17 protein-coding genes and 1 tRNA gene are annotated in these 17,389 nt (G+C 67.0%); 13 read left to right on the top strand and 5 right to left on the bottom strand.

The window, feature by feature from the left end:
• Positions 1-77: 77 nt before the first annotated feature.
• The 10 genes from ATO11_RS07450 to ATO11_RS07405 all read left to right on the top strand — a co-directional run bounded on the left by ATO11_RS07450 (position 78) and on the right by ATO11_RS07405 (position 11,776).
• Positions 78-1,688, top strand: a complete 1,611-nt coding sequence (locus ATO11_RS07450; protein ID WP_050530222.1) for a GMC family oxidoreductase — start codon at positions 78-80, stop codon at positions 1,686-1,688.
• Positions 1,685-2,356 (top strand): TerC family protein, encoded by a 672-nt coding sequence (locus ATO11_RS07445; protein WP_050530221.1) that lies wholly within the window; start codon positions 1,685-1,687, stop codon positions 2,354-2,356. Before ATO11_RS07450 ends, ATO11_RS07445 begins: the two co-directional genes overlap by 4 nt.
• A gap of 117 nt (positions 2,357-2,473) precedes the next feature.
• Complete coding sequence (locus ATO11_RS07440; RefSeq protein ID WP_082176205.1) at positions 2,474-3,589, top strand: TRAP transporter substrate-binding protein; 1,116 nt, start codon at positions 2,474-2,476, stop codon at positions 3,587-3,589.
• A 121-nt stretch (positions 3,590-3,710) separates the two neighbouring features.
• The gene (locus ATO11_RS07435) at positions 3,711-6,173 is read left to right on the top strand and encodes a TRAP transporter large permease subunit (protein ID WP_050530220.1); all 2,463 of its coding nucleotides are present in this window, start codon (positions 3,711-3,713) and stop codon (positions 6,171-6,173) included.
• A gap of 115 nt (positions 6,174-6,288) precedes the next feature.
• On the top strand, positions 6,289-7,596 hold the full coding sequence (gene hisD, locus ATO11_RS07430) for a histidinol dehydrogenase (RefSeq protein ID WP_050530219.1): 1,308 nt from the start codon (positions 6,289-6,291) through the stop codon (positions 7,594-7,596).
• Positions 7,593-8,546 carry a zinc-dependent alcohol dehydrogenase gene (locus ATO11_RS07425; RefSeq protein WP_050530218.1) on the top strand — a complete coding sequence of 318 codons (954 nt, stop codon included), beginning with the start codon at positions 7,593-7,595 and terminating at the stop codon, positions 8,544-8,546. The genes hisD and ATO11_RS07425 overlap by 4 nt, the downstream gene beginning before the upstream one ends.
• A gap of 7 nt (positions 8,547-8,553) precedes the next feature.
• Complete coding sequence (gene comD / locus ATO11_RS07420) at positions 8,554-9,051, top strand: sulfopyruvate decarboxylase subunit alpha (protein WP_050530217.1); 498 nt, start codon at positions 8,554-8,556, stop codon at positions 9,049-9,051.
• Between the two features lies 1 nt (position 9,052).
• Positions 9,053-9,607, top strand: a complete 555-nt coding sequence (gene comE, locus ATO11_RS07415) for a sulfopyruvate decarboxylase subunit beta (protein WP_050530216.1) — start codon at positions 9,053-9,055, stop codon at positions 9,605-9,607.
• A 229-nt stretch (positions 9,608-9,836) separates the two neighbouring features.
• Positions 9,837-9,910: transfer RNA gene (locus tag ATO11_RS07410), tRNA-Gly, on the top strand.
• Between the two features lie 72 nt (positions 9,911-9,982).
• On the top strand, positions 9,983-11,776 hold the full coding sequence (locus tag ATO11_RS07405) for an ABC transporter transmembrane domain-containing protein (protein WP_050530215.1): 1,794 nt from the start codon (positions 9,983-9,985) through the stop codon (positions 11,774-11,776).
• Between the two features lie 186 nt (positions 11,777-11,962).
• On the opposite strand, the gene ATO11_RS07400 is transcribed toward ATO11_RS07405, so the two are convergent.
• The 3 genes from ATO11_RS07400 to ATO11_RS07390 all read right to left on the bottom strand — a co-directional run bounded on the left by ATO11_RS07400 (position 11,963) and on the right by ATO11_RS07390 (position 13,570).
• A complete protein-coding gene (locus tag ATO11_RS07400) occupies positions 11,963-12,694 on the bottom strand; it encodes a DUF1194 domain-containing protein (RefSeq protein ID WP_242601380.1) in 732 nt (243 codons plus the stop codon).
• On the bottom strand, positions 12,688-13,116 hold the full coding sequence (locus ATO11_RS07395; RefSeq protein ID WP_050530213.1) for a VOC family protein: 429 nt from the start codon (positions 13,114-13,116) through the stop codon (positions 12,688-12,690). Before ATO11_RS07395 ends, ATO11_RS07400 begins: the two co-directional genes overlap by 7 nt.
• 85 nt (positions 13,117-13,201) lie before the next feature.
• Positions 13,202-13,570: a MerR family transcriptional regulator gene (locus tag ATO11_RS07390; protein ID WP_050530212.1), complete on the bottom strand. Its 369-nt coding sequence runs from the start codon at positions 13,568-13,570 to the stop codon at positions 13,202-13,204.
• Between the two features lie 88 nt (positions 13,571-13,658).
• Here ATO11_RS07390 and ATO11_RS07385 point away from each other — a divergent pair, with 88 nt between their 5' ends.
• Genes ATO11_RS07385 through ATO11_RS07375 form a run of 3 tightly spaced genes read left to right on the top strand, consistent with a single transcriptional unit; the run spans position 13,659 to position 15,944 of the window.
• Positions 13,659-14,078, top strand: coding sequence for a PaaI family thioesterase (locus tag ATO11_RS07385; RefSeq protein WP_050530211.1), 420 nt, complete (start codon positions 13,659-13,661; stop codon positions 14,076-14,078).
• The gene (locus ATO11_RS07380) at positions 14,075-14,581 is read left to right on the top strand and encodes a PaaI family thioesterase (RefSeq protein WP_050530210.1); all 507 of its coding nucleotides are present in this window, start codon (positions 14,075-14,077) and stop codon (positions 14,579-14,581) included. The genes ATO11_RS07385 and ATO11_RS07380 overlap by 4 nt, the downstream gene beginning before the upstream one ends.
• The gene (locus ATO11_RS07375; protein ID WP_050530209.1) at positions 14,574-15,944 is read left to right on the top strand and encodes an MATE family efflux transporter; all 1,371 of its coding nucleotides are present in this window, start codon (positions 14,574-14,576) and stop codon (positions 15,942-15,944) included. Before ATO11_RS07380 ends, ATO11_RS07375 begins: the two co-directional genes overlap by 8 nt.
• Positions 15,945-15,991: 47 nt before the next feature.
• Here the strand turns inward: ATO11_RS07375 and ATO11_RS07370 are convergent, their stop codons facing one another.
• Both ATO11_RS07370 and ATO11_RS07365 read right to left on the bottom strand, forming a co-directional pair.
• Positions 15,992-17,044, bottom strand: a complete 1,053-nt coding sequence (locus ATO11_RS07370; protein ID WP_050530208.1) for a quinone-dependent dihydroorotate dehydrogenase — start codon at positions 17,042-17,044, stop codon at positions 15,992-15,994.
• Positions 17,034-17,381 carry a DUF952 domain-containing protein gene (locus tag ATO11_RS07365; protein WP_050530207.1) on the bottom strand — a complete coding sequence of 116 codons (348 nt, stop codon included), beginning with the start codon at positions 17,379-17,381 and terminating at the stop codon, positions 17,034-17,036. Before ATO11_RS07365 ends, ATO11_RS07370 begins: the two co-directional genes overlap by 11 nt.
• Positions 17,382-17,389: the final 8 nt, after the last annotated feature.

Genomic DNA, 17,389 nt, shown 5'->3' with positions numbered 1-17,389 from the left:
TACAGTCATGAACCATAAAAACAAGACAAAAAGTCTCATTTTTTACACTTTTGTGGTGAGACATGGGGAGGACAAACGTGGAGTTCGACTTTGTCGTGGTCGGCGCCGGTTCGGCGGGCTGTCCTGTGGCGCGGCGTCTGAGTGACGCCGGGCGCTACTCGGTCTGCCTGATCGAGGCCGGACCGCGCGATACGAACCCGTGGATCCACATCCCCGTCGGCTATTTCCGCACGATGAACAACCCGCGGAGCGACTGGCGGTACTACACCCAGCCCGATCCCGGCATCAATGGCCGGGCGATCCCGTGGCCGCGGGGGCGGGTGATGGGCGGGTCGTCGTCGATCAACGGCCTGCTTTACGTGCGGGGCCAGCCGCAGGATTACGACCACTGGCGGCAGCTGGGCAATACCGGCTGGGCGTGGGACGACGTGCTGCCCTATTTCAAGCGCGCCGAAAACTGGGGCGGGGACACCCCCGATCCCGAGAACCTGCGCGGCCACAAGGGTCCGCTGGCCGTCAACCCGACGCGGTTGAGCCGCGATATCGTCGATCACTGGGTCGAGGCGGCGGTGAACGCGGGCTACAAGCGCAACCCCGATTACAACGGGTCCGACCAGGAGGGCGTGGGGTATTTCCAGCTGACCCAGAAGGCGGGGCAGCGCTGTTCCTCGGCCAAGGCGTACATCACGCCGGTGCGCGGCAAGCGCGACAACCTCGAAGTCATCACCGACGCGCAGGCCGAGAAGCTGCTGATCGAGAACCGGGTCGCGCGCGGTGTGATTGTCCGCAGGAAGGGCGAGAGCATGACGATCCGCGCCCGGCGCGAGGTCATCCTGTCGGCGGGCGCGATCGGGTCGCCGCAGCTTTTGATGCTGTCGGGCGTGGGCGACGGCGAGGCGCTGGCGAAACACGGCATCACCTCGGTCAGCCACGTGCCGGGCGTGGGCCGGAATCTGCAGGACCACCTGCAGGCGCGGCCGGTCTACAAGACCACGCTGTCGACCATCAATGTCGAGACCAATTCGCTCTTCAAGAAGGCGATGATCGCGCTGGAATACGCGGCGAAACGCACCGGGCCTATGACCATGGCCGCGAGCCTCGGCACCGGGTTCCTGAAGACCGACGAGCGGCTGGAGACTCCCGACATCCAGTTCCACATCCAGCCCTTCAGCGCCTCGGCACCCGCCGACGGGCCGCACAAGTTCTCGGCCTTCACGGCGTCGGTCCTGCAGTTGCGCCCCGAAAGCACGGGGCACCTCGAACTGAAATCGGCCGATCCGATGGCGCATCCGGATATCCATCCCAACTACCTTGCGACCGATCTGGACCAGCAGACCATCGTCAAGGGCATCCAGGTCGCGCGCAAGATCGCCGGGCACAGCCCCCTGAAAGACGTCGTGACCGAGGAATACGCGCCGGGCCGCGAGATCGCCTTCGACGATTACGACGGCACGCTCGACTGGGCGCGCAACACCGCCGTGACGATCTATCACCCGACGGGCACCTGCAAGATGGGCAGTGACGAGATGGCCGTCGTGGACGAACGCCTGCGCGTGCGCGGCATCGGGGGGCTGCGGGTCGCCGACGCCTCGATCATGCCGCAGATCATCTCGGGCAACACAAACGCACCCTGCATCATGATTGGAGAGAAAGTGTCGGACATGATTTTGGAGGATGCTGTCGCATGATGGAACACGTCCTTGATTACGGCCAGATCATCATCGCCGACCTCATCCTGTCGGGTGACAACGCGCTGATCATCGGCATGGCCGCCGCGGGGCTGAGCCCCGAGTTGCGCAAGCGGGCGATCCTGTACGGCATGGTCATCGCCGCCGTCCTGCGGGTTGTCTTCGCCGTCATCGCAACCAAGCTGCTGGGCATTCCGGGCCTGTTGTTCGTGGGTGCGCTGCTGCTCTTCTGGGTGTGCTGGCGCCTGTTCCTCGAAATTCGCGAGGGTCATGTCCACGACCAGGGCGGGGACGCTCTGGAAATCGCCGAGAAGATGGACGAGGGCTATACCGGCCCGCCGCGCCGCACGCTGCGTTCGGCCCTGTGGTCGATCACCATCGCAGACGTGTCGATGAGCCTCGACAACGTGCTGGCGGTCGCGGCGATCGCCGATGGCGACAGCACCAAGCTGGTCGTGGGGCTGGGCCTTGCGATCCTCTTGATGGCCTTTGCCGCGACGATCATCATGCGCATCCTGACGAAGTATCCGTGGATCTCGTGGCTGGGCCTGATCGTGCTTTTGTACGTGGCAAGCGAGATGCTGTTCCGAGGTTTCTTTGACATCAACCACGGGATTGGTCCTATGCTGGGACTCGTGGAGGGGATGGAACTCGGCAAGGGGCACTGAATTTGGGGGCCCCGGCCGGTTCGGCGTGGGGCTCTCCGAAGACAACCGGACCGGTGATCGCCTTCGCGGTTCGGGTGACAAGACAAACCGAAGGCAACAACACGGGAGGAAATTAACGTGTTCAACTTGAAAACCCTGACCAGCGGCATTGCCGCCGCGGCCGTGGGTCTGACGGCGATGGCCACCGCGGCCCTGGCCGACGGCCACGCCAAGGTTCTGCGTATCCAGTCGGTTCTGCCGACCACGGCGGACGAAGTCGTGATGCTGAAAGCATTCGGTGACGACGTGGCGGCCCTGACGGGCGGCTCGCTGACCATCGAAGTGCTGCCCGCCGGTGCCGTTGTCGGCCCGCGCGACATCATGGATGCGGTCGATGCCGGTCTCGTCGAAGGCGGCTTTGCCTGGACCCACTACTGGGGCGGCAAGCACGTCGCGGCCAACCTGTTCGGCGCACCCGTCGCCGGCGCGGGTGTCGGCATGGACAACATCGCGTTCCTGTCGTGGTTCCAGTTCGGCGGCGGCAAAGAGCTGTACGACCGCCTGTGGGACGAGATGGGCGTGAACGTCAAAGGCTTCATGCTGCAGCCGGTCGGCCCCGAGGCCCTCGGCTGGTTCCCGAAACCGATCAAGTCCATGGATGACTTCCGCCAGATGCGCTTCCGCGCGCCTCCGGGCATGGTGGGCGCAGCCTATGCCGACATCGGCGTTCCCGCCGTTGCAATGGGCGGCGGCGACATCCTGCCGGCGCTGGAAAAAGGCACCATCGACGCGGCCGAATGGTGCTGCCCGAAGCCTGACTCGGTCTTCGGCTTCCAGAAGGTCCTGAAGCACTACTACCTGCAGGGTCTGCACCAGGTCGTCGTGAACGCCGACATGTACGTGAACGGCGACTTCTACGATGGTCTGTCCGACCTCGAGAAGAAGGCTCTCGAAGTGGCGGCCAACGCGTCGCTGTCGAAGTCCATGTCCTACCGTATCTACGAGAACGGCAAGGCGCTGAAGGACCTGACCGAGAACTACGGCGTCATCCTCGAAGACACGCCGGCCGACTACTTCACCGAGTATTCGGCAGCCGCGGCGAAAGCCCTGCAAGCCGCAGCGGACGAGAACGAGTTCTTCGCCGAAGTGTGGGCCTCGCAGCGCGCCTTCGCTGAAATCGCCGTTCCGTTCTGGGCCGGTGCGCAGACCTCGAACGCGGGCCTTGGCCGCGCGTTTGCAGACACGCTGAAGTAAGCAATTCCAGAACGGGCCCTTCCGGGGGCCCGTTCGTTCTTTTTCTCCAAGCACCGGTCGCGGGTGGTTCGAAAAAAAGAACGTGGATACCAAAATCCGCGTCCCAGGGAGGGAACGCCACATGGCAGACGAACCGAATCCGGACGAGTTGGAAATTGCCGACGAACTGATCGCCGAGCGGCGCGCCGAGGCGCCGGGCGAGACGCCGGAGGACATGACCCCGTGGCAGCGGCCGATCACGGCGGCCATCGACGTGATCAACTACCGCGCCGGCCAGATCATCGCGCTGATGATGGTGCCGCTGATCGCCATCGTCGTCTGGGAGGTCTTCTCGCGGAACACCTTCATCATCCTGCAGGATGCCGGGTTCGAGGATTTCGCGCGCAGCCTGGGCCTTGGCCCGACGCTGCAGGCCTATGACCTGTCCCGCATGATCGCGGGCGTGTTGTGGATGGCGGGCGCGGGCTATGGCCTGATGCGCGGCGTGCATATCCGCGCCGACTTCCTCTATCGCAACTGGAGCGACAAGACGCAGGCGACGGTCGATGCGTTGCTTTACCTCTTGTTCTTCATCCCCTCGATGATCTTCTTCACCGTCGTGTCGGCGCAGTTCTGGTGGCTGGCCTACGAGACCGGTGAGCGCATGGCGCTCGACAGCGCGTGGCAGCCGATCCTGTGGCCCGCGCGTCTGGCGATGCCGATTGGTGGCCTCTTGCTGCTGTTGCAGGGCATCCCCGAGATCTTCCGCGCCTTCCACAAGATGGGCAAGGAGCGTGAACGCTGGTTCGTGCGCGCGCTGCCGATCTACGTGATTGCCGTCCTGTGGCTGTCGCTGGCCATCTTCGCACCTGACACGGTGCCGGGTGGCGAGTGGTTCACCGACCTGATGAAGGCGCGTCCGGGCCTCGACAAGCCGACCATCGGCCTGATCATGCTGGCGGCGATGCTGTTCGTGATCTTCGTCGGTTTCCCGATCTCGTTCACGCTGATCTTCCTTGCCTTCGTCTTCGGCATCTGGGGGTCGAACTTCAAGCTGACCACCCTGCTGATGACGCTGAACACCAACTCCACCATGCTGAACGACCAGCTGATGGCGGTGCCGCTGTTCGTGCTGATGGGCATCGTGATGGAGGCGGCGGGCCTGATGGAACGCCTGTTCTCCTCGATCCAGATGATCATGGCGCGCATCCGCGGATCGCTGTTCATCGCCGTTCTGATCGTGTCGACGATCTTTGCCGCGGCGACGGGCATCGTGGGCGCGTCCGTGACGCTTTTGGGCATCATGGCGGGCGCGACGATGAGCCGGTCGGGATACAACGTGAAGCTGGCCGCGGGCACGATCACCGCGGGCGGCACGCTGGGCATCCTGATCCCGCCGTCGATCATGTTGATCGTCATGGGGCCTGTGCTGGAAGTGTCGACGCTGGACTTGTTCCGCGGTGCGTTCATCCCCGGTGCCTTGCTGGCCTCGCTGTACCTTCTGTACACGCTGGGCCGGTGCTGGCTGAACCCGGAACTGGGCCCGATCCTGTCGGAAGAGGACCAGCCCGACACCTCGCGCTTCTACGGGGCCGAGGTGGCGCTGATGTGCCTGGGTATCCTGACCATCTGCCGGGTCTTCGGCCTGGGCCTGTCCGGCGCGTTCGGGGGCACGATCCCGTTTGCCGGGCTGATCATCCTGGCGATCACGCTGGCGGTGGCCTACCTCGCCTATCGCCGGTTGAACGTGTTGCGGATCGTGGTGCCGATCGCGGTGCTGTTCCACCTCTACATGATCGTTGCGAACATGGGTGAGGGGCTGCCGACGTGGTCCATCGTGTTCGGCGCGTTCACCGTGCTGCTCGCGTGGCTGGGGCGTCCGATCTACAGCAAGGAGGCCGACGAGGGCTTCTACTTCTCGCAGCTGTGGGACGAGTTCTTTGCCGGCCTGATGCCGCCGACGATCCTGATCTCCTTCGCGCTGGGGTCGATCCTTCTGGGTCTGGCCACGCCGGCCGAGGCGGCGGCGATGGGTGCCTTCGGTGCGATCCTGCTGTCGGTCATGTACCGCAAGTTCACGCTCCCCAGCTTCTTCGACAGCCTGATCAAGGCGCTGGAGATCACGGTGCTGATCATGTTCCTCGTGGCCGCGTCCAACTTCTTTGGCGCGCAGTTCTCGGCCCTTGGCACGCCCAAGATGCTGACCGAGTTGCTGCTGGGACTTGAGATGTCGCCGTACCTGATCCTGCTTCTGGTGATGGCGCTGATCTTCCTGCTGGGCTGGCCGCTGGAATGGGTGCCGATCGTTCTGATCGTGGTGCCCATCCTGTTGCCGACGGTGGAAGCGCTGTCGGTCCACGGGCTCGACCGGTACGACCTGATGGTCTGGTTCGGCATCCTCGTGGCGGTGAACCTGCAGACGGCGTGGCTCAGTCCGCCCGTGGCGCTATCGGCCTACTTCCTGAAGGGCGTCGTGCCGAACTGGGATCTGAAGGACATCTACCTTGGCATGATGCAGTTCATGCTGGTGCAGCTGTTCGGCCTGATCCTGCTGTTCATCTTCCCGGCGCTGGTGCTGTGGCTGCCCAAGGTCATGGGCGGATAGTTCGGGAAACCGGAAGCCGGGTTCGGGAAGGTTGAAATGCCTCCCGGCCCGGTTGACTTTGCACTTCGGTGCGTATTTTGAGAACCCAGGTACCATTTTTTGATGAGAGGACCGGATGGCACGTGACTATCTGAAAAAGGCACCCAAGACTGCGCGCACCGATGCAAGCGAGACGCGCAAGATCGTCATGGACATCCTCGACACGATCGAGGCGGGCGGCGACCAGGCGGCCCTCGACTATGCGAAGAAGTTCGACAAGTACGAAGGCAACGTCCTGCTGACCGCGGACGAGATCGCCGCCGCCGCCGAAAAGGTGCCGCAGAAGCTGCGTGACGACATCGCCTTTGCCCACGACAACGTGCGCCGGTTCGCCGAGACCCAGAAATCGACGCTGTCCGAAGTGCAGCTGGATGTCGTGCCGGGCCTGATCGCCGGGCAAAAGGCGATCCCCTGCCGCGCCGCGGGCTGCTACGTGCCCGGCGGGCGGTACAGCCACGTCGCTTCGGCCATCATGACGGTGACCACCGCCAAGGTGGCGGGCGTCAACAACATCACCGCCTGCTCGCCGCCGCGTCCGGGCGAGGGCGTCCATCCCGCCATCGTCTATGCCGCGAACCTCTGCGGTGCCGACCAGATCCTCGCCATGGGCGGGGTGCAGGGCGTGGCCGCGATGACCTTTGGCCTGTTCGGTCTGCCCAAGGCCGACATCCTTGTCGGTCCCGGCAACCAGTTCGTGGCCGAGGCCAAGCGCATCCTGTTCGGCCGCGTGGGCATCGACATGATCGCGGGCCCGACCGACAGCCTGATCCTCGCCGACAAGACCGCCGATCCCGAGATCGTGGCCGTCGATTTGGTGGGGCAGGCCGAGCACGGATATAACTCGCCCGTGTGGCTGGTCACCGACGACCGCGCGCTGGCCGAGGCGACGCTGACCCGCGTGCCAGAACTGATCGAGGAACTGCCCGAGCTGAACCGCGACAACGCCCGCGCGGCATGGCGCGATTACGGCGAGGTGATCCTCTGCGGCGACCGCGAGGAGATGGCGGCGTGCAGCGACGATTACGCGCCCGAGCACCTGACGGTGCAGGCCGAGGACCTCGACTGGTGGCTGTCGCGGCTGCAATGCTACGGCTCGCTCTTCCTTGGCGAAGAGACGACCGTGGCCTATGGCGACAAGGCGTCGGGCACGAACCACGTGCTGCCGACTTCGCAATCGGCCAAGTACACGGGCGGCCTGTCGGTCCACAAGTACATGAAGATCGTGACATGGCAGCGGGCGACGCGCGAAGGCGCCAAGCGCGTGGCCGAGGCGACCGCCCGCATTTCGCGGCTGGAAGGCATGGAAGGCCATGCCCGCACCGCAGATGTCCGGCTGGCCAAGTATTTTCCGGGTGAAAACTTCGACCTGTCGGCCGCCGAATGAAAGCGCTCGTCTATGACGGGCCGGAACAGCTGGGCTACCGGGAGGTGGCCGAGGCGGGGCCGCAAGGGCCCGACGAGGTGCTGGTCCGGGTCGATACCGTGGGCATCTGCGGGTCGGACATGCATGCCTATCTGGGCCATGACGAACGCCGCCCCGCGCCCCTGATCCTCGGCCACGAGGCGGCGGGTCTGACCGCCGACGGGCGGCGCGTCACCGTCAACCCGCTGGTGACCTGCGGCACCTGCGAATACTGCGCGTCGAGGCGGGAGAACCTGTGCACGACGCGGCAGATCATCTCGATGCCGCCGCGCGAGGGCGCGTTTGCCGAGGCGATCGCGATGCCCGAACGCAACCTCGTGACGGTGCCCGACGCCTATCCGCTTGATAAGGCGGCGCTCGCCGAACCGCTGGCCGTCTGCTGGCACGCCGTGCGCCTTGCCGCGCCCGAGGGCAAGACCGCGCTGGTGATCGGCGGCGGCGCCATCGGCGTCGGCGCGGCGCTGGCGCTGATCGCGCAGGGCAGCACGCAGGTGACGCTCGTCGAGCCGAACCCGGCTCGCCTCGCGTTTCTCGCCGACCAGCCGTTTGCCGCGATGACCCCCGACGCGGTGGCGGGCGCGTTCGACATCGTGATCGACGCGGTGGGTTACGACGGCACCCGCGCCAGCGCCTGCGAACGCGTCAAGCCGGGCGGGATCATCGTGCATGTGGGCCTTGGCAGCGCCACCGGCGGGCTGGATATCCGCCGGATCACGCTGCAGGAGATCACCTTCCTCGGCACCTACACCTACACCGCGCAGGATTTCCGCGACACCTGCGCGGCCATGTTCGACGGCCGTCTCGGCCCCCTCGACTGGACCGAGACCCGCGCGCTGGCGGACGGCGCCGCCGCCTTTGCCGACCTGCGCGCCGGTCGCGTCGCCGCCCCGAAACTCCTTTTGAAACCGTGAGACAGACATGAGCATCAGCACACAGATCGTTGACGACATGGTGGCGAACGGCATCAACTTCGTCACCACCGTCCCCTGCAAGCAGCTGGGTGGCGTGATCGACGAGGTCGAGGCCCGCCCCGAAATCTACCACATCCCCTCCAACAAGGAGGACGAGGGCATGGGCCTGTGCGCCGGTGCCTTCATGGGCGGCAAGCGGCCCTGCATCATCATGCAGAACACCGCCATCGGCGTGACGATCAACACGCTGGTCACGCTGACGCAGTTCTACCGCATGCCCCTGCCGATGCTGATTTCGTACCGGGGCGAGCTTCTGGAGCCGGTCGCCTGCCAGGTCGAGATGGCGGTGCACACCAAGGCGCTGCTGGCGCAGCTGAACATCCCGACCTATCACTTCCACCATCAGGACGACGCCAAGGAACTTGATGCCATCCTGAAATACACCTTCATGTGCAACAAGCCGGTCGCCATCCTGACCGATGCCACCTTCTGGGGAGGGTACTGACATGATCCGTTCGGAAATCCTGAAAGAGATCGCGCCGATCCTCCGCCCGCACCTCGTCGTCTGTAACATCGGCCTGCCCAGCCAGGAGATGCACATGATCGACGACCAGCCGACCAACTTCTACATGCTGGGCACGATGGGCCTTGCGTCCTCCATCGGGCTGGGCGTGGCGCTGGCGCAGGACAAGACCGTGATCTCGATCGACGGGGACGGGTCGGTTCTGACGAACCTCGGCACGCTGCCGACGATTGCCAACAACGTCGCCGACAACTTCATCCTGATGATCATCGATAACGGGTCCTATGGCTCGACCGGGGATCAGCCGACCTATGCCGGCAAGAAGACCAACCTGACCGACGTCGCCCGCGCCTGTGGCTGCGAGAACGTGGTCGAGGTGCAGGACAAGGACACCGGCGCGGCGCTGGAAGCGGCCATCGCGTCGAAGAAGATGACGATCCTTGTCGTCAAGTGCGACAGCGGCAACGTGAAGGTCCCGGTGATCACCAAGGACCCGGTCGTCATCCGCGACCGTTTCATGAACGCCATCGCGTCCTGATCCTGGCCATCGGGGCGGCCTTTCGCGGGCCGTCCCGTGCACGCGCCAGCGGTGGCCTGTGCGCATCGCGGATCGTCCGCCACCCGGCAGGCCCGGCGGTTGAACCGGGCGCTGGCGTCCGGCGGCGCACCGGGTGATCCGGCAGGTTCGGACGCGCAAAGGCGAAGGGCCGGGCGGCTTGCGCCTTGACGTTGAAAACGGCTTGGATTACCTCCCTCGGACGCCCCGGGCGGGCATGGTGAAATGGTATCATAAGAGCCTTCCAAGCTTAAGGTGCGGGTTCGATTCCCGCTGCCCGCTCCATCCTCTCTTCGTCGGGTTGACGCAGTCCGCGACCGGGGCTTAATGCCCTGACGCCGGCAGACGGGAGTGAACATGGCCGAACCTGCACCGATCAAGGACGCCGAACGCGCGAAATCCAAGGATTTGCGCGCGCTGAGGGCGCTTTGGCCGTTCATGGCGCCCTATCGCCTGCTTTTGCTGGCAGCGATTGCCGCGCTGATGCTGACGGCGGCGGTGTCGCTGATCCTGCCCATCGCGGTGCGCCGCGTGGTCGATAATTTCGGCACCGAGGACGGGGCGCTGCTGGACCGCTACTTTGCCGCGGCGATGGGGATCGCGGCGGTGCTGGCCCTTGGCACGGCGCTGCGTTACGCGCTGGTCACCCGGCTGGGCGAGCGCGTGGTGGCCGACATCCGCAAGGCGGTCTTTGCCCGCGTGATCGGCCTGTCGCCCGCCTTCTACGAACGCCTGATGACCGGCGAGGTCCTCAGCCGGATCACCACGGACACGACGCTGATCCTGTCGGTGATCGGGTCGTCGGTATCGGTGGCCTTGCGCAACGTGCTGATCTTCATCGGCGGGCTGATCCTGATGATGTTCACCTCGGCCAAGCTGACGGGGCTGGTTTTGCTGATCGTGCCCGCGGTGGTGGTGCCGATCCTGACGCTGGGCCGCAAGGTGCGGCGGCTGAGCCGCGAGAACCAGGACTGGATCGCGGCTTCGTCGGCCAATGCCTCCGAGGCGCTGGGCGCGGTGCAGACGGTGCAGGCCTACACGCACGAGGCGCTGAGCCGCAGCGCGTTCGACGAGGTGACCGAGAAGTCGATCGGCGCGGCCTATGCCCGGATCAACACGCGCGCGGTGATGACCGCGATCGTGATCTTCCTTGTCTTCGCCGGTGTCGTGGGCGTTCTGTGGATCGGCGCGCGCGACGTGCGCGGCGGCGCGATGAGCCAGGGCGAACTGGTGCAATTCGTGATCTACGCGGTGATGGTCGCCGGATCGGTCGCCGCGCTGTCCGAGATCTGGTCGGAACTGCAACGCGCCGCGGGCGCGACCGAGCGGCTGGTGGAATTGCTGGAGACCGAGGACAGCGTGACGGACCCGGCGGCCCCCGCAACACTCGCCGAACGCGCGAAGGGCGCGATCCGGTTCGAGGACGTGACCTTCCGCTATCCCGCCCGACCGGACATCCCGGCGCTGGATCGCGTGACGCTCGACATCCAGCCGGGGGAGACGGTGGCCTTTGTCGGCCCGTCCGGCGCGGGCAAGACCACGATCATCCAGTTGCTCCTGCGCTTCTACGACCCCGACAGCGGCACGATTACGCTGGACGGCACGCCGCTCGACCAGATGGAGCGGGCGGCCTACCGCGCGGCGCTGGCGCTGGTGCCGCAGGACCCGGTCATCTTTGCCGCCTCCGCCCGCGACAACATCCGGTTCGGCCGTCCCGGCGCGTCGGATGCCGAGGTCGAGGAGGCCGCGCGCGCCGCCGCCGCGCATGAGTTCATCAGCGCGTTGCCCGACGGGTACGACAGTTACGTGGGCGAACGCGGCGTGATGCTGTCGGGCGGTCAGAAACAGCGCATCGCCATCGCCCGCGCGATCCTGCGCGATGCGCCGGTACTGCTGCTGGACGAGGCGACCTCGGCGCTGGATGCCGAAAGTGAGCGCGCGGTGCAGGAGGCGGTGACGCGGCTTGCGGCAGGGCGCACGACGCTGGTCGTGGCGCACCGGCTGGCGACGGTGAAACAGGCCGACCGGATCGTGGTGATGGACCAGGGCCGCGTTGTCGCGCAGGGCACGCACGAGTCGCTGGTGGCCGAAGGGGGCCTCTATTCGCGCCTGGCACGGCTGCAATTCACCGCCGATCTCGCGGCGGAGTGACGGTCGGGTCGGCTGACGAGCAGCCGACCTACGCTTGGTGGCGCCGGTGACGCGTCGGCTGTCGAGCAGCCGACCTACGCTTGGTGGCGGGGGGGGCGCGCGTCGGCTGGCAAGCAGCCGACCTACCGCAAATCTGAGCGCGCTCTGGCCCGCATGTAGGTCGGCTGCTTGCCAGCCGGCCCCGCCTCAGGGAAGGGCGCCGAAGAGGCCGGGTTCCAGCTCGCGCGTCAGCTTGGCCACCATCGCGCGTTCGTAATCCTCGAACCCCAGCGCCACCTGCACGAAGGCGTCGGGGCCATAGAGGACGTTGGCGCGGAAATACGAACTCAGCTCGCCCACGTCCACCTGCCGCGCATCGCCGTCGCGGGCATCGTCGTGCCCGATCACCAGCGCGTTCACCGTGATCTGCCCAAGCCCGGCCTGCACGACATCACGGGGGCGGGGGCCGGTATTCGACTGCCCGTCGCCCGAGATGTCCGCCGTCCGTTTCCAGCAACCGGGCATCTCGCGCAGTGCCCGCGCGGCGTGGCGCAGGGCCATGCCGATGGCGGTTTCCTTGGGTGCGTCGGTGCGGGTGATCGCGCGCAGGCGGGTTGCGACCTGTGCGAGGTCGGCGCGGTTTTCAAGCGCCGTCCAAGGCACCAGCAGGCGCTGGAAACCGGGGCCGGACCATTCGAAGACCTGCAGCCGGATCGGCGCGGACGGGCCAAGCTCGACCGCCTCGACCACCTGCGGGTGCTCCAGCGCGGCGGCGAGGCCATCCAGTTGCAGCCGGTATTCCCGCGCATCGACGCTGCCCGACACGTCGAGTGCCAGCACCAGCGCCTGGCGGCAGGCATCCGACGCGGCGCTGCCCGCCGATCCGAACATCGCGGCGGCGCAGGCCAGTGCGAGGGAGGCGGCGCGCAGTCCTACCAATGGCCGGTGTTGTCCATCGACGCCCACGGTTCTTGCGGGGGCAGGGCGTCGCCGGCCTGCAGCAGCTCGATCGAGATGTTGTCGGGCGAGCGCACGAACGCCATATGCCCGTCGCGGGGCGGCCGGTTGATGGTCACGCCGTTGTCCATCAGGTGCTGGCACATGTCGTAGATGTTGTCGACGCTGTAGGCGAGGTGGCCGAAATGGCGGCTGTCGGACGGCAGGCCATCATCGCCGTCCCAGTTGTAGGTCAGCTCGACCGGGCATTCCTCCTGTCCCTCGGGGGCGAGGAAGACCAGCGTGAAGCGCCCGCCCTCGCTGTCGCGGCGGCGCGTCTCGTGCAGGCCGAGCAGCTTGTAGAAGGCGATGGAGGCGTCGAGGTCCTTCACCCGGACCATCGTGTGCAGGTAGCGCGTTGCCATGGGGCTTTGTCCTTTCGCAGGGGCTGTCGGCAAAGATGTAGCGGGCGCGCGGGGATGTCGAGCCGCGAGAGGCGTGCGGGGCGCGTCAGGTCAGTCCCGACGCGACCTTGTCGCGCATCGATTGCAGCTCGTTGATCGCCTCGTCCAGCTGGGCGCGCTGCTGGGCCAGTTCGTCGAGTTGCCGCGTGGCGAGTTCGACCCATGCGCGGTTTTGCGCCTCCGTCCCCTCTTCCTCGTAGATCAGCAGCCACTGGCGGATATCTTCGAGCGGGAATCCCCATTTGCGTCCGCGCAGGATCAGGGTCATCCGGGCGATTTCCGTCGGACCGTACCAGCGGGCCCGTCCGTCCCGTTCGGGGGACAGAAGCTCGATATACTCGTAGTATCGCAGCGTGCGCGGCGTCACGTCGAACTTCGAGCACATCTCCTTGAAGCTGAGGCGTATCTCGGCCATGGTCTCCTCCCCGTGTGCAAGGTTAAGCGCAGGGGCGCGGGCGATCAACCGCCTTGCGGGTTCTGCGCGATCACGGTCTAAGGGCGGTATGAGCGAGACGATCACCGGGCCGTTGCAGAAATTCGTGAGCGCGCTGCCGCATGCGCGCGCGCTGGGCATGCGCCTTGAGGCCGTGCGGGAGGGATGGGCGGAAGTGTCCATGCCCTATGACGAGAAGATCGTGGGCGATCCGGAGACCGGCGTGGTGCATGGCGGGGCGGTGTCGGCCCTTATGGATACCTGCGCCGGGACCGCTGTCGTCAGCCATCCGAAGGCGGGCGTGTCGACCGCGACGCTGGATCTGCGGATCGACTACATGCGCCCCGCGACGCCGGGCGAGAGGATCACCGCGGTCGCCGAATGCTATCACGTCACGCGCACCGTCGCCTTCGTGCGCGCCACGGCGATGGATGCCGACCGGGACCGCCCCGTCGCCACCGCCACCGGCGCCTTCACGGTTGCGAAATGAAGGCGCGGCCCGAACCCGTGCAGGTGGTCAAGCAGCGGCGCGACGCGGCCCTGCGCGCGCTGGTCGCCTCGGTCCCCTATATCCGGTTCCTCGGGATCGGATTCGAGCGGCGCGGCGACGAGTTGACGGGCATCATGCCCTTTTCCGAGGATCTGATCGGCAACCCGATCCTGCCGGCGCTGCATGGCGGGGCGACATCGGCCTTTCTCGAGATCACGTCGATCATCACGCTCAGCTGGGCGACCTTGTGGGCGGATCTTGAGTCGGGCGCGTGGGACGTGGCGCGGATCGAGGCGGGCGACATGCCGCGCCTGCCCAAGACCATCGACTTCACCGTGGATTACCTGCGGTCCGGCCTGCCGCGCGACGCCTATGCGCGCGCCTTCGTGAACCGGTCGGGGCGGCGTTATGCCAGCGTGCGGGTCGAGGCGTGGCAGGACAACCGCGCGCGGCCCTTCGCGCAGGCGAACGGGCATTTCCTGATGCCCGCGCGCGATGCCTGAAACGGCGGGCTCGTCGGCCCTGACGGGCCCGCCTCGCGACACACCGCCGCAGCCGATCACCTATGGCCGGGTTTTTCGCATCGCGGGGCCGATCGTGCTGTCGAACGCGACGGTGCCTATACTCGGCGCGGTGGATGTCGGCGTGGTGGGCCAGCTGGGCGAGGCCGCGCCCATCGGGGCGGTGGCCATCGGCGCGATCATCCTGTCGACGCTTTACTGGTTCTTCGGGTTCCTGCGCATGGGCACGGCGGGGCTGGTCGGGCAGGCGGAGGGGGCGGGCGATGCGGCGGAGGTGTCGGCGCTTCTGACCCGCGCGCTGCTGATTGCGGGCGGCGCGGGCGTGGTGCTGATCGCGGCGCAGGCGGGACTATTCGCGCTGGCGTTCCGCGTCTCCCCGGCATCGGAAGAGGTGGAGAGCCTTGCGCGCGCCTACCTCGCCATCCGCATCTGGACGGCCCCCGCCGCCATCGCGCTTTACGCGCTCACCGGCTGGCTGGTGGCGATGGAGAAGACGGGCGGCGTCTTCTGGGTGCAGCTGGTGATGAACGGGCTGAACATCGTGCTCGATTTGTGGTTCGTGCTGGGGCTGGGCTGGGGCGTGGAGGGCGTGGCGATCGCCACCGTCATCGCCGAGGTCACGGGCTGTGCGCTGGCGCTGTGGTTTTGCCGCGCGGCGTTCCGGCGGCCCGACTGGCGCGACTGGCCGCGGGTGTTCGACCGGGCGCTGATGCTGCGCATGGCGCTGGTGAACCGCGATATCCTGATCCGGTCGGTCCTGCTGATGGGGACCTTCACCTCCTTCGTGTTCCTGTCGGCGCGGTTCGGCGACGTGACGCTCGCCGCGAACGAGGTGCTGATGCAGTTCCTGCACATCACGGCCTACGCGATGGACGGTTTCGCCTTTGCCGCCGAGGCGCTGGTGGCGCGCGCCTATGGCCGGGGCGACCCGGCGCGCGTGCGGCGGTCGGCGGTGGTCACGAGCGCCTGGGGCGCGGGCACCTGCGCGGCGCTGGCGCTGGGGTTCGCGCTGGCGGGGCCGTGGATCATCGACCTGATGGCCAAGGATGCAGGCGTGCGGGACGCCGCGCGCGCCTTCCTGCCCTTCATGGTCGCCGCCCCGGTTCTTGGCTGGGCGGCGTGGATGCTGGACGGCATCTTCATCGGCGCGACGCGGGCACGCGACATGCGCAACATGATGGTGTTGTCCTTCCTTGCCTACCTCGTCGCGGTGCTGATCCTGATGCCCGCCTTCGGCAATCACGGGTTGTGGGCGGCGCTCTTGGTGTCCTTCGTCGCGCGGGGCGTGACGCTGGCCCTGCGATATCCCGCGCTTGAGCGGGGAGCCGGGGGCGCGGGCGGATAGCGGCCCTCCGGGGGACATATTTATCAAAGAGAAGAAGACCTGTCGTGTCAGGTCCAGTCGGCCACGCCGATGCCGCGGGCGGTTTCGACGGTCTGGCCGTTGGCGGCGAGGCGGGCGTCGAGATCGTCGAGGATGCGGGGGACGAGCGACAGGCCGTCATAGGAGAGCGCGGTGTAGAGTTGCAGTGCCGACGCGCCCGCGCAGATCTTGGCGTAGGCGTCGGCGCCCGAGGCGATGCCGCCGACCCCGATCAGCGGAAGGCGGCCGTCCGTCGCGCGGTAGAGGTGGGCGAGGACGCGGGTGGAGCGTTCGAAGAGCGGCGCGCCGGACAGGCCGCCCTTTTCCTGCGCATGGGGGCTGTGCAGGCCGGTGCGGTCGAGCGTGGTGTTGGTGGCGATCAGCCCGTCGATGCCGGAGGCGAGGGCGACCTCGGCGATGTCGTCCAGTTCGCCGTCCGACAGGTCGGGGGCGATCTTCACGAAGACCGGGAGCCACGCGTCGAGCTTGGCGCGGGCCGCCAGCACGCCGTCGATCAGGGCGGTCAAGGCGGCCTTGCCCTGCAGGTCGCGCAGGGCCTCGGTGTTGGGGGAGGAGACATTGATCGTCGCGAAATCGACATGCGGGCCGCAGGTGGCGAGGACGCGGGCGAAATCGGCGGCGCGGTCGGCGCTGTCCTTGTTGGCGCCGAGGTTCAGGCCCACGGGCACGGTGGCGTGGTGGGCGGCGAGGCGGGCGGCGATATCCTCCATCCCGTCATTGTTGAAGCCGAAGCGGTTGATCGCGGCACGGTCGGCGCGCAGGCGGAAGAGGCGGGGGCGCGGGTTGCCGGGCTGGGGGCGTGGCGTTGCGGCGCCGGTTTCGAGGAAGCCGAAACCTGCCCGCGACAGCCCGGCCAACGCGGTGGCGTTCTTGTCGAACCCGGCGGCAAGGCCCAGCGGGTTGGGCAGCGTGAGGCCCGCGAGGCGCGCCACCAGGCGCGAAGAGCGGTGCGCGTCGGCGCGGGGGGCGAGGCCCGCGCGGATCGCGGTGAGGGCGAGGGCGTGCGCGCGCTCGGGGTCGATCCGGCGCAGCGCGGCGAGGCCGATCGTTTCAAGCTTCATCGGCAAAACCCGGAGGGAAGGCGTGGGCGTCGCCCGCAAGCGGCAGGGGCTGGGCCCATGTCACGTCGCCGATCCGCATCTCGCGGTAGAGGTGGGGGAAGAGCGCGCCGCCGCGGGACGGCTCCCATTTCAGCGCGTCGCCGAGGCGGTCGGTGTCGACGGCGACGAGCATCAGGTCGGCCTCGCCCGCGAAGTGTTTCGCAGCCGTCTCGGCGGCCTGTTCGGCGGTGGAGAAGTGGACGAAGCCGTCGCTCACGTCGATGGGGGCGCCCCTTGTGGTGCCGTCGTGGCGCAGGGCGGCCCATTCGTCGGCGCGGAAAATCTTGTAGATCAGCATGGCGTCGG

Origin of the sequence: Pseudaestuariivita atlantica, assembly GCF_001205715.1 — a bacterium.
GTDB classification, from domain to species: Bacteria; Pseudomonadota; Alphaproteobacteria; order Rhodobacterales; family Rhodobacteraceae; genus Pseudaestuariivita; species Pseudaestuariivita atlantica.
This window is presented reverse-complemented; position numbering and strand designations above follow the sequence as displayed.

Excerpts from the sequence above, each read along its gene's own strand:
- ATO11_RS07445 (WP_050530221.1), top strand. The coding sequence starts at position 1,685 with ATGATGGAACACGTCCTTGATTACGGCCAGATCATCATCGCCGACCTC.
- ATO11_RS07435 (WP_050530220.1), top strand. The coding sequence starts at position 3,711 with ATGGCAGACGAACCGAATCCGGACGAGTTGGAAATTGCCGACGAACTG.
- hisD (WP_050530219.1), top strand. The coding sequence starts at position 6,289 with ATGGCACGTGACTATCTGAAAAAGGCACCCAAGACTGCGCGCACCGAT.
- ATO11_RS07425 (WP_050530218.1), top strand. The coding sequence starts at position 7,593 with ATGAAAGCGCTCGTCTATGACGGGCCGGAACAGCTGGGCTACCGGGAG.
- comD (WP_050530217.1), top strand. The coding sequence starts at position 8,554 with ATGAGCATCAGCACACAGATCGTTGACGACATGGTGGCGAACGGCATC.
- comE (WP_050530216.1), top strand. The coding sequence starts at position 9,053 with ATGATCCGTTCGGAAATCCTGAAAGAGATCGCGCCGATCCTCCGCCCG.
- ATO11_RS07405 (WP_050530215.1), top strand. The coding sequence starts at position 9,983 with ATGGCCGAACCTGCACCGATCAAGGACGCCGAACGCGCGAAATCCAAG.
- ATO11_RS07395 (WP_050530213.1), bottom strand. The coding sequence starts at position 13,116 with ATGGCAACGCGCTACCTGCACACGATGGTCCGGGTGAAGGACCTCGAC.
- ATO11_RS07390 (WP_050530212.1), bottom strand. The coding sequence starts at position 13,570 with ATGGCCGAGATACGCCTCAGCTTCAAGGAGATGTGCTCGAAGTTCGAC.
- ATO11_RS07385 (WP_050530211.1), top strand. The coding sequence starts at position 13,659 with ATGAGCGAGACGATCACCGGGCCGTTGCAGAAATTCGTGAGCGCGCTG.
- ATO11_RS07380 (WP_050530210.1), top strand. The coding sequence starts at position 14,075 with ATGAAGGCGCGGCCCGAACCCGTGCAGGTGGTCAAGCAGCGGCGCGAC.
- ATO11_RS07375 (WP_050530209.1), top strand. The coding sequence starts at position 14,574 with ATGCCTGAAACGGCGGGCTCGTCGGCCCTGACGGGCCCGCCTCGCGAC.
- ATO11_RS07370 (WP_050530208.1), bottom strand. The coding sequence starts at position 17,044 with ATGAAGCTTGAAACGATCGGCCTCGCCGCGCTGCGCCGGATCGACCCC.
- ATO11_RS07365 (WP_050530207.1), bottom strand. The coding sequence starts at position 17,381 with ATGCTGATCTACAAGATTTTCCGCGCCGACGAATGGGCCGCCCTGCGC.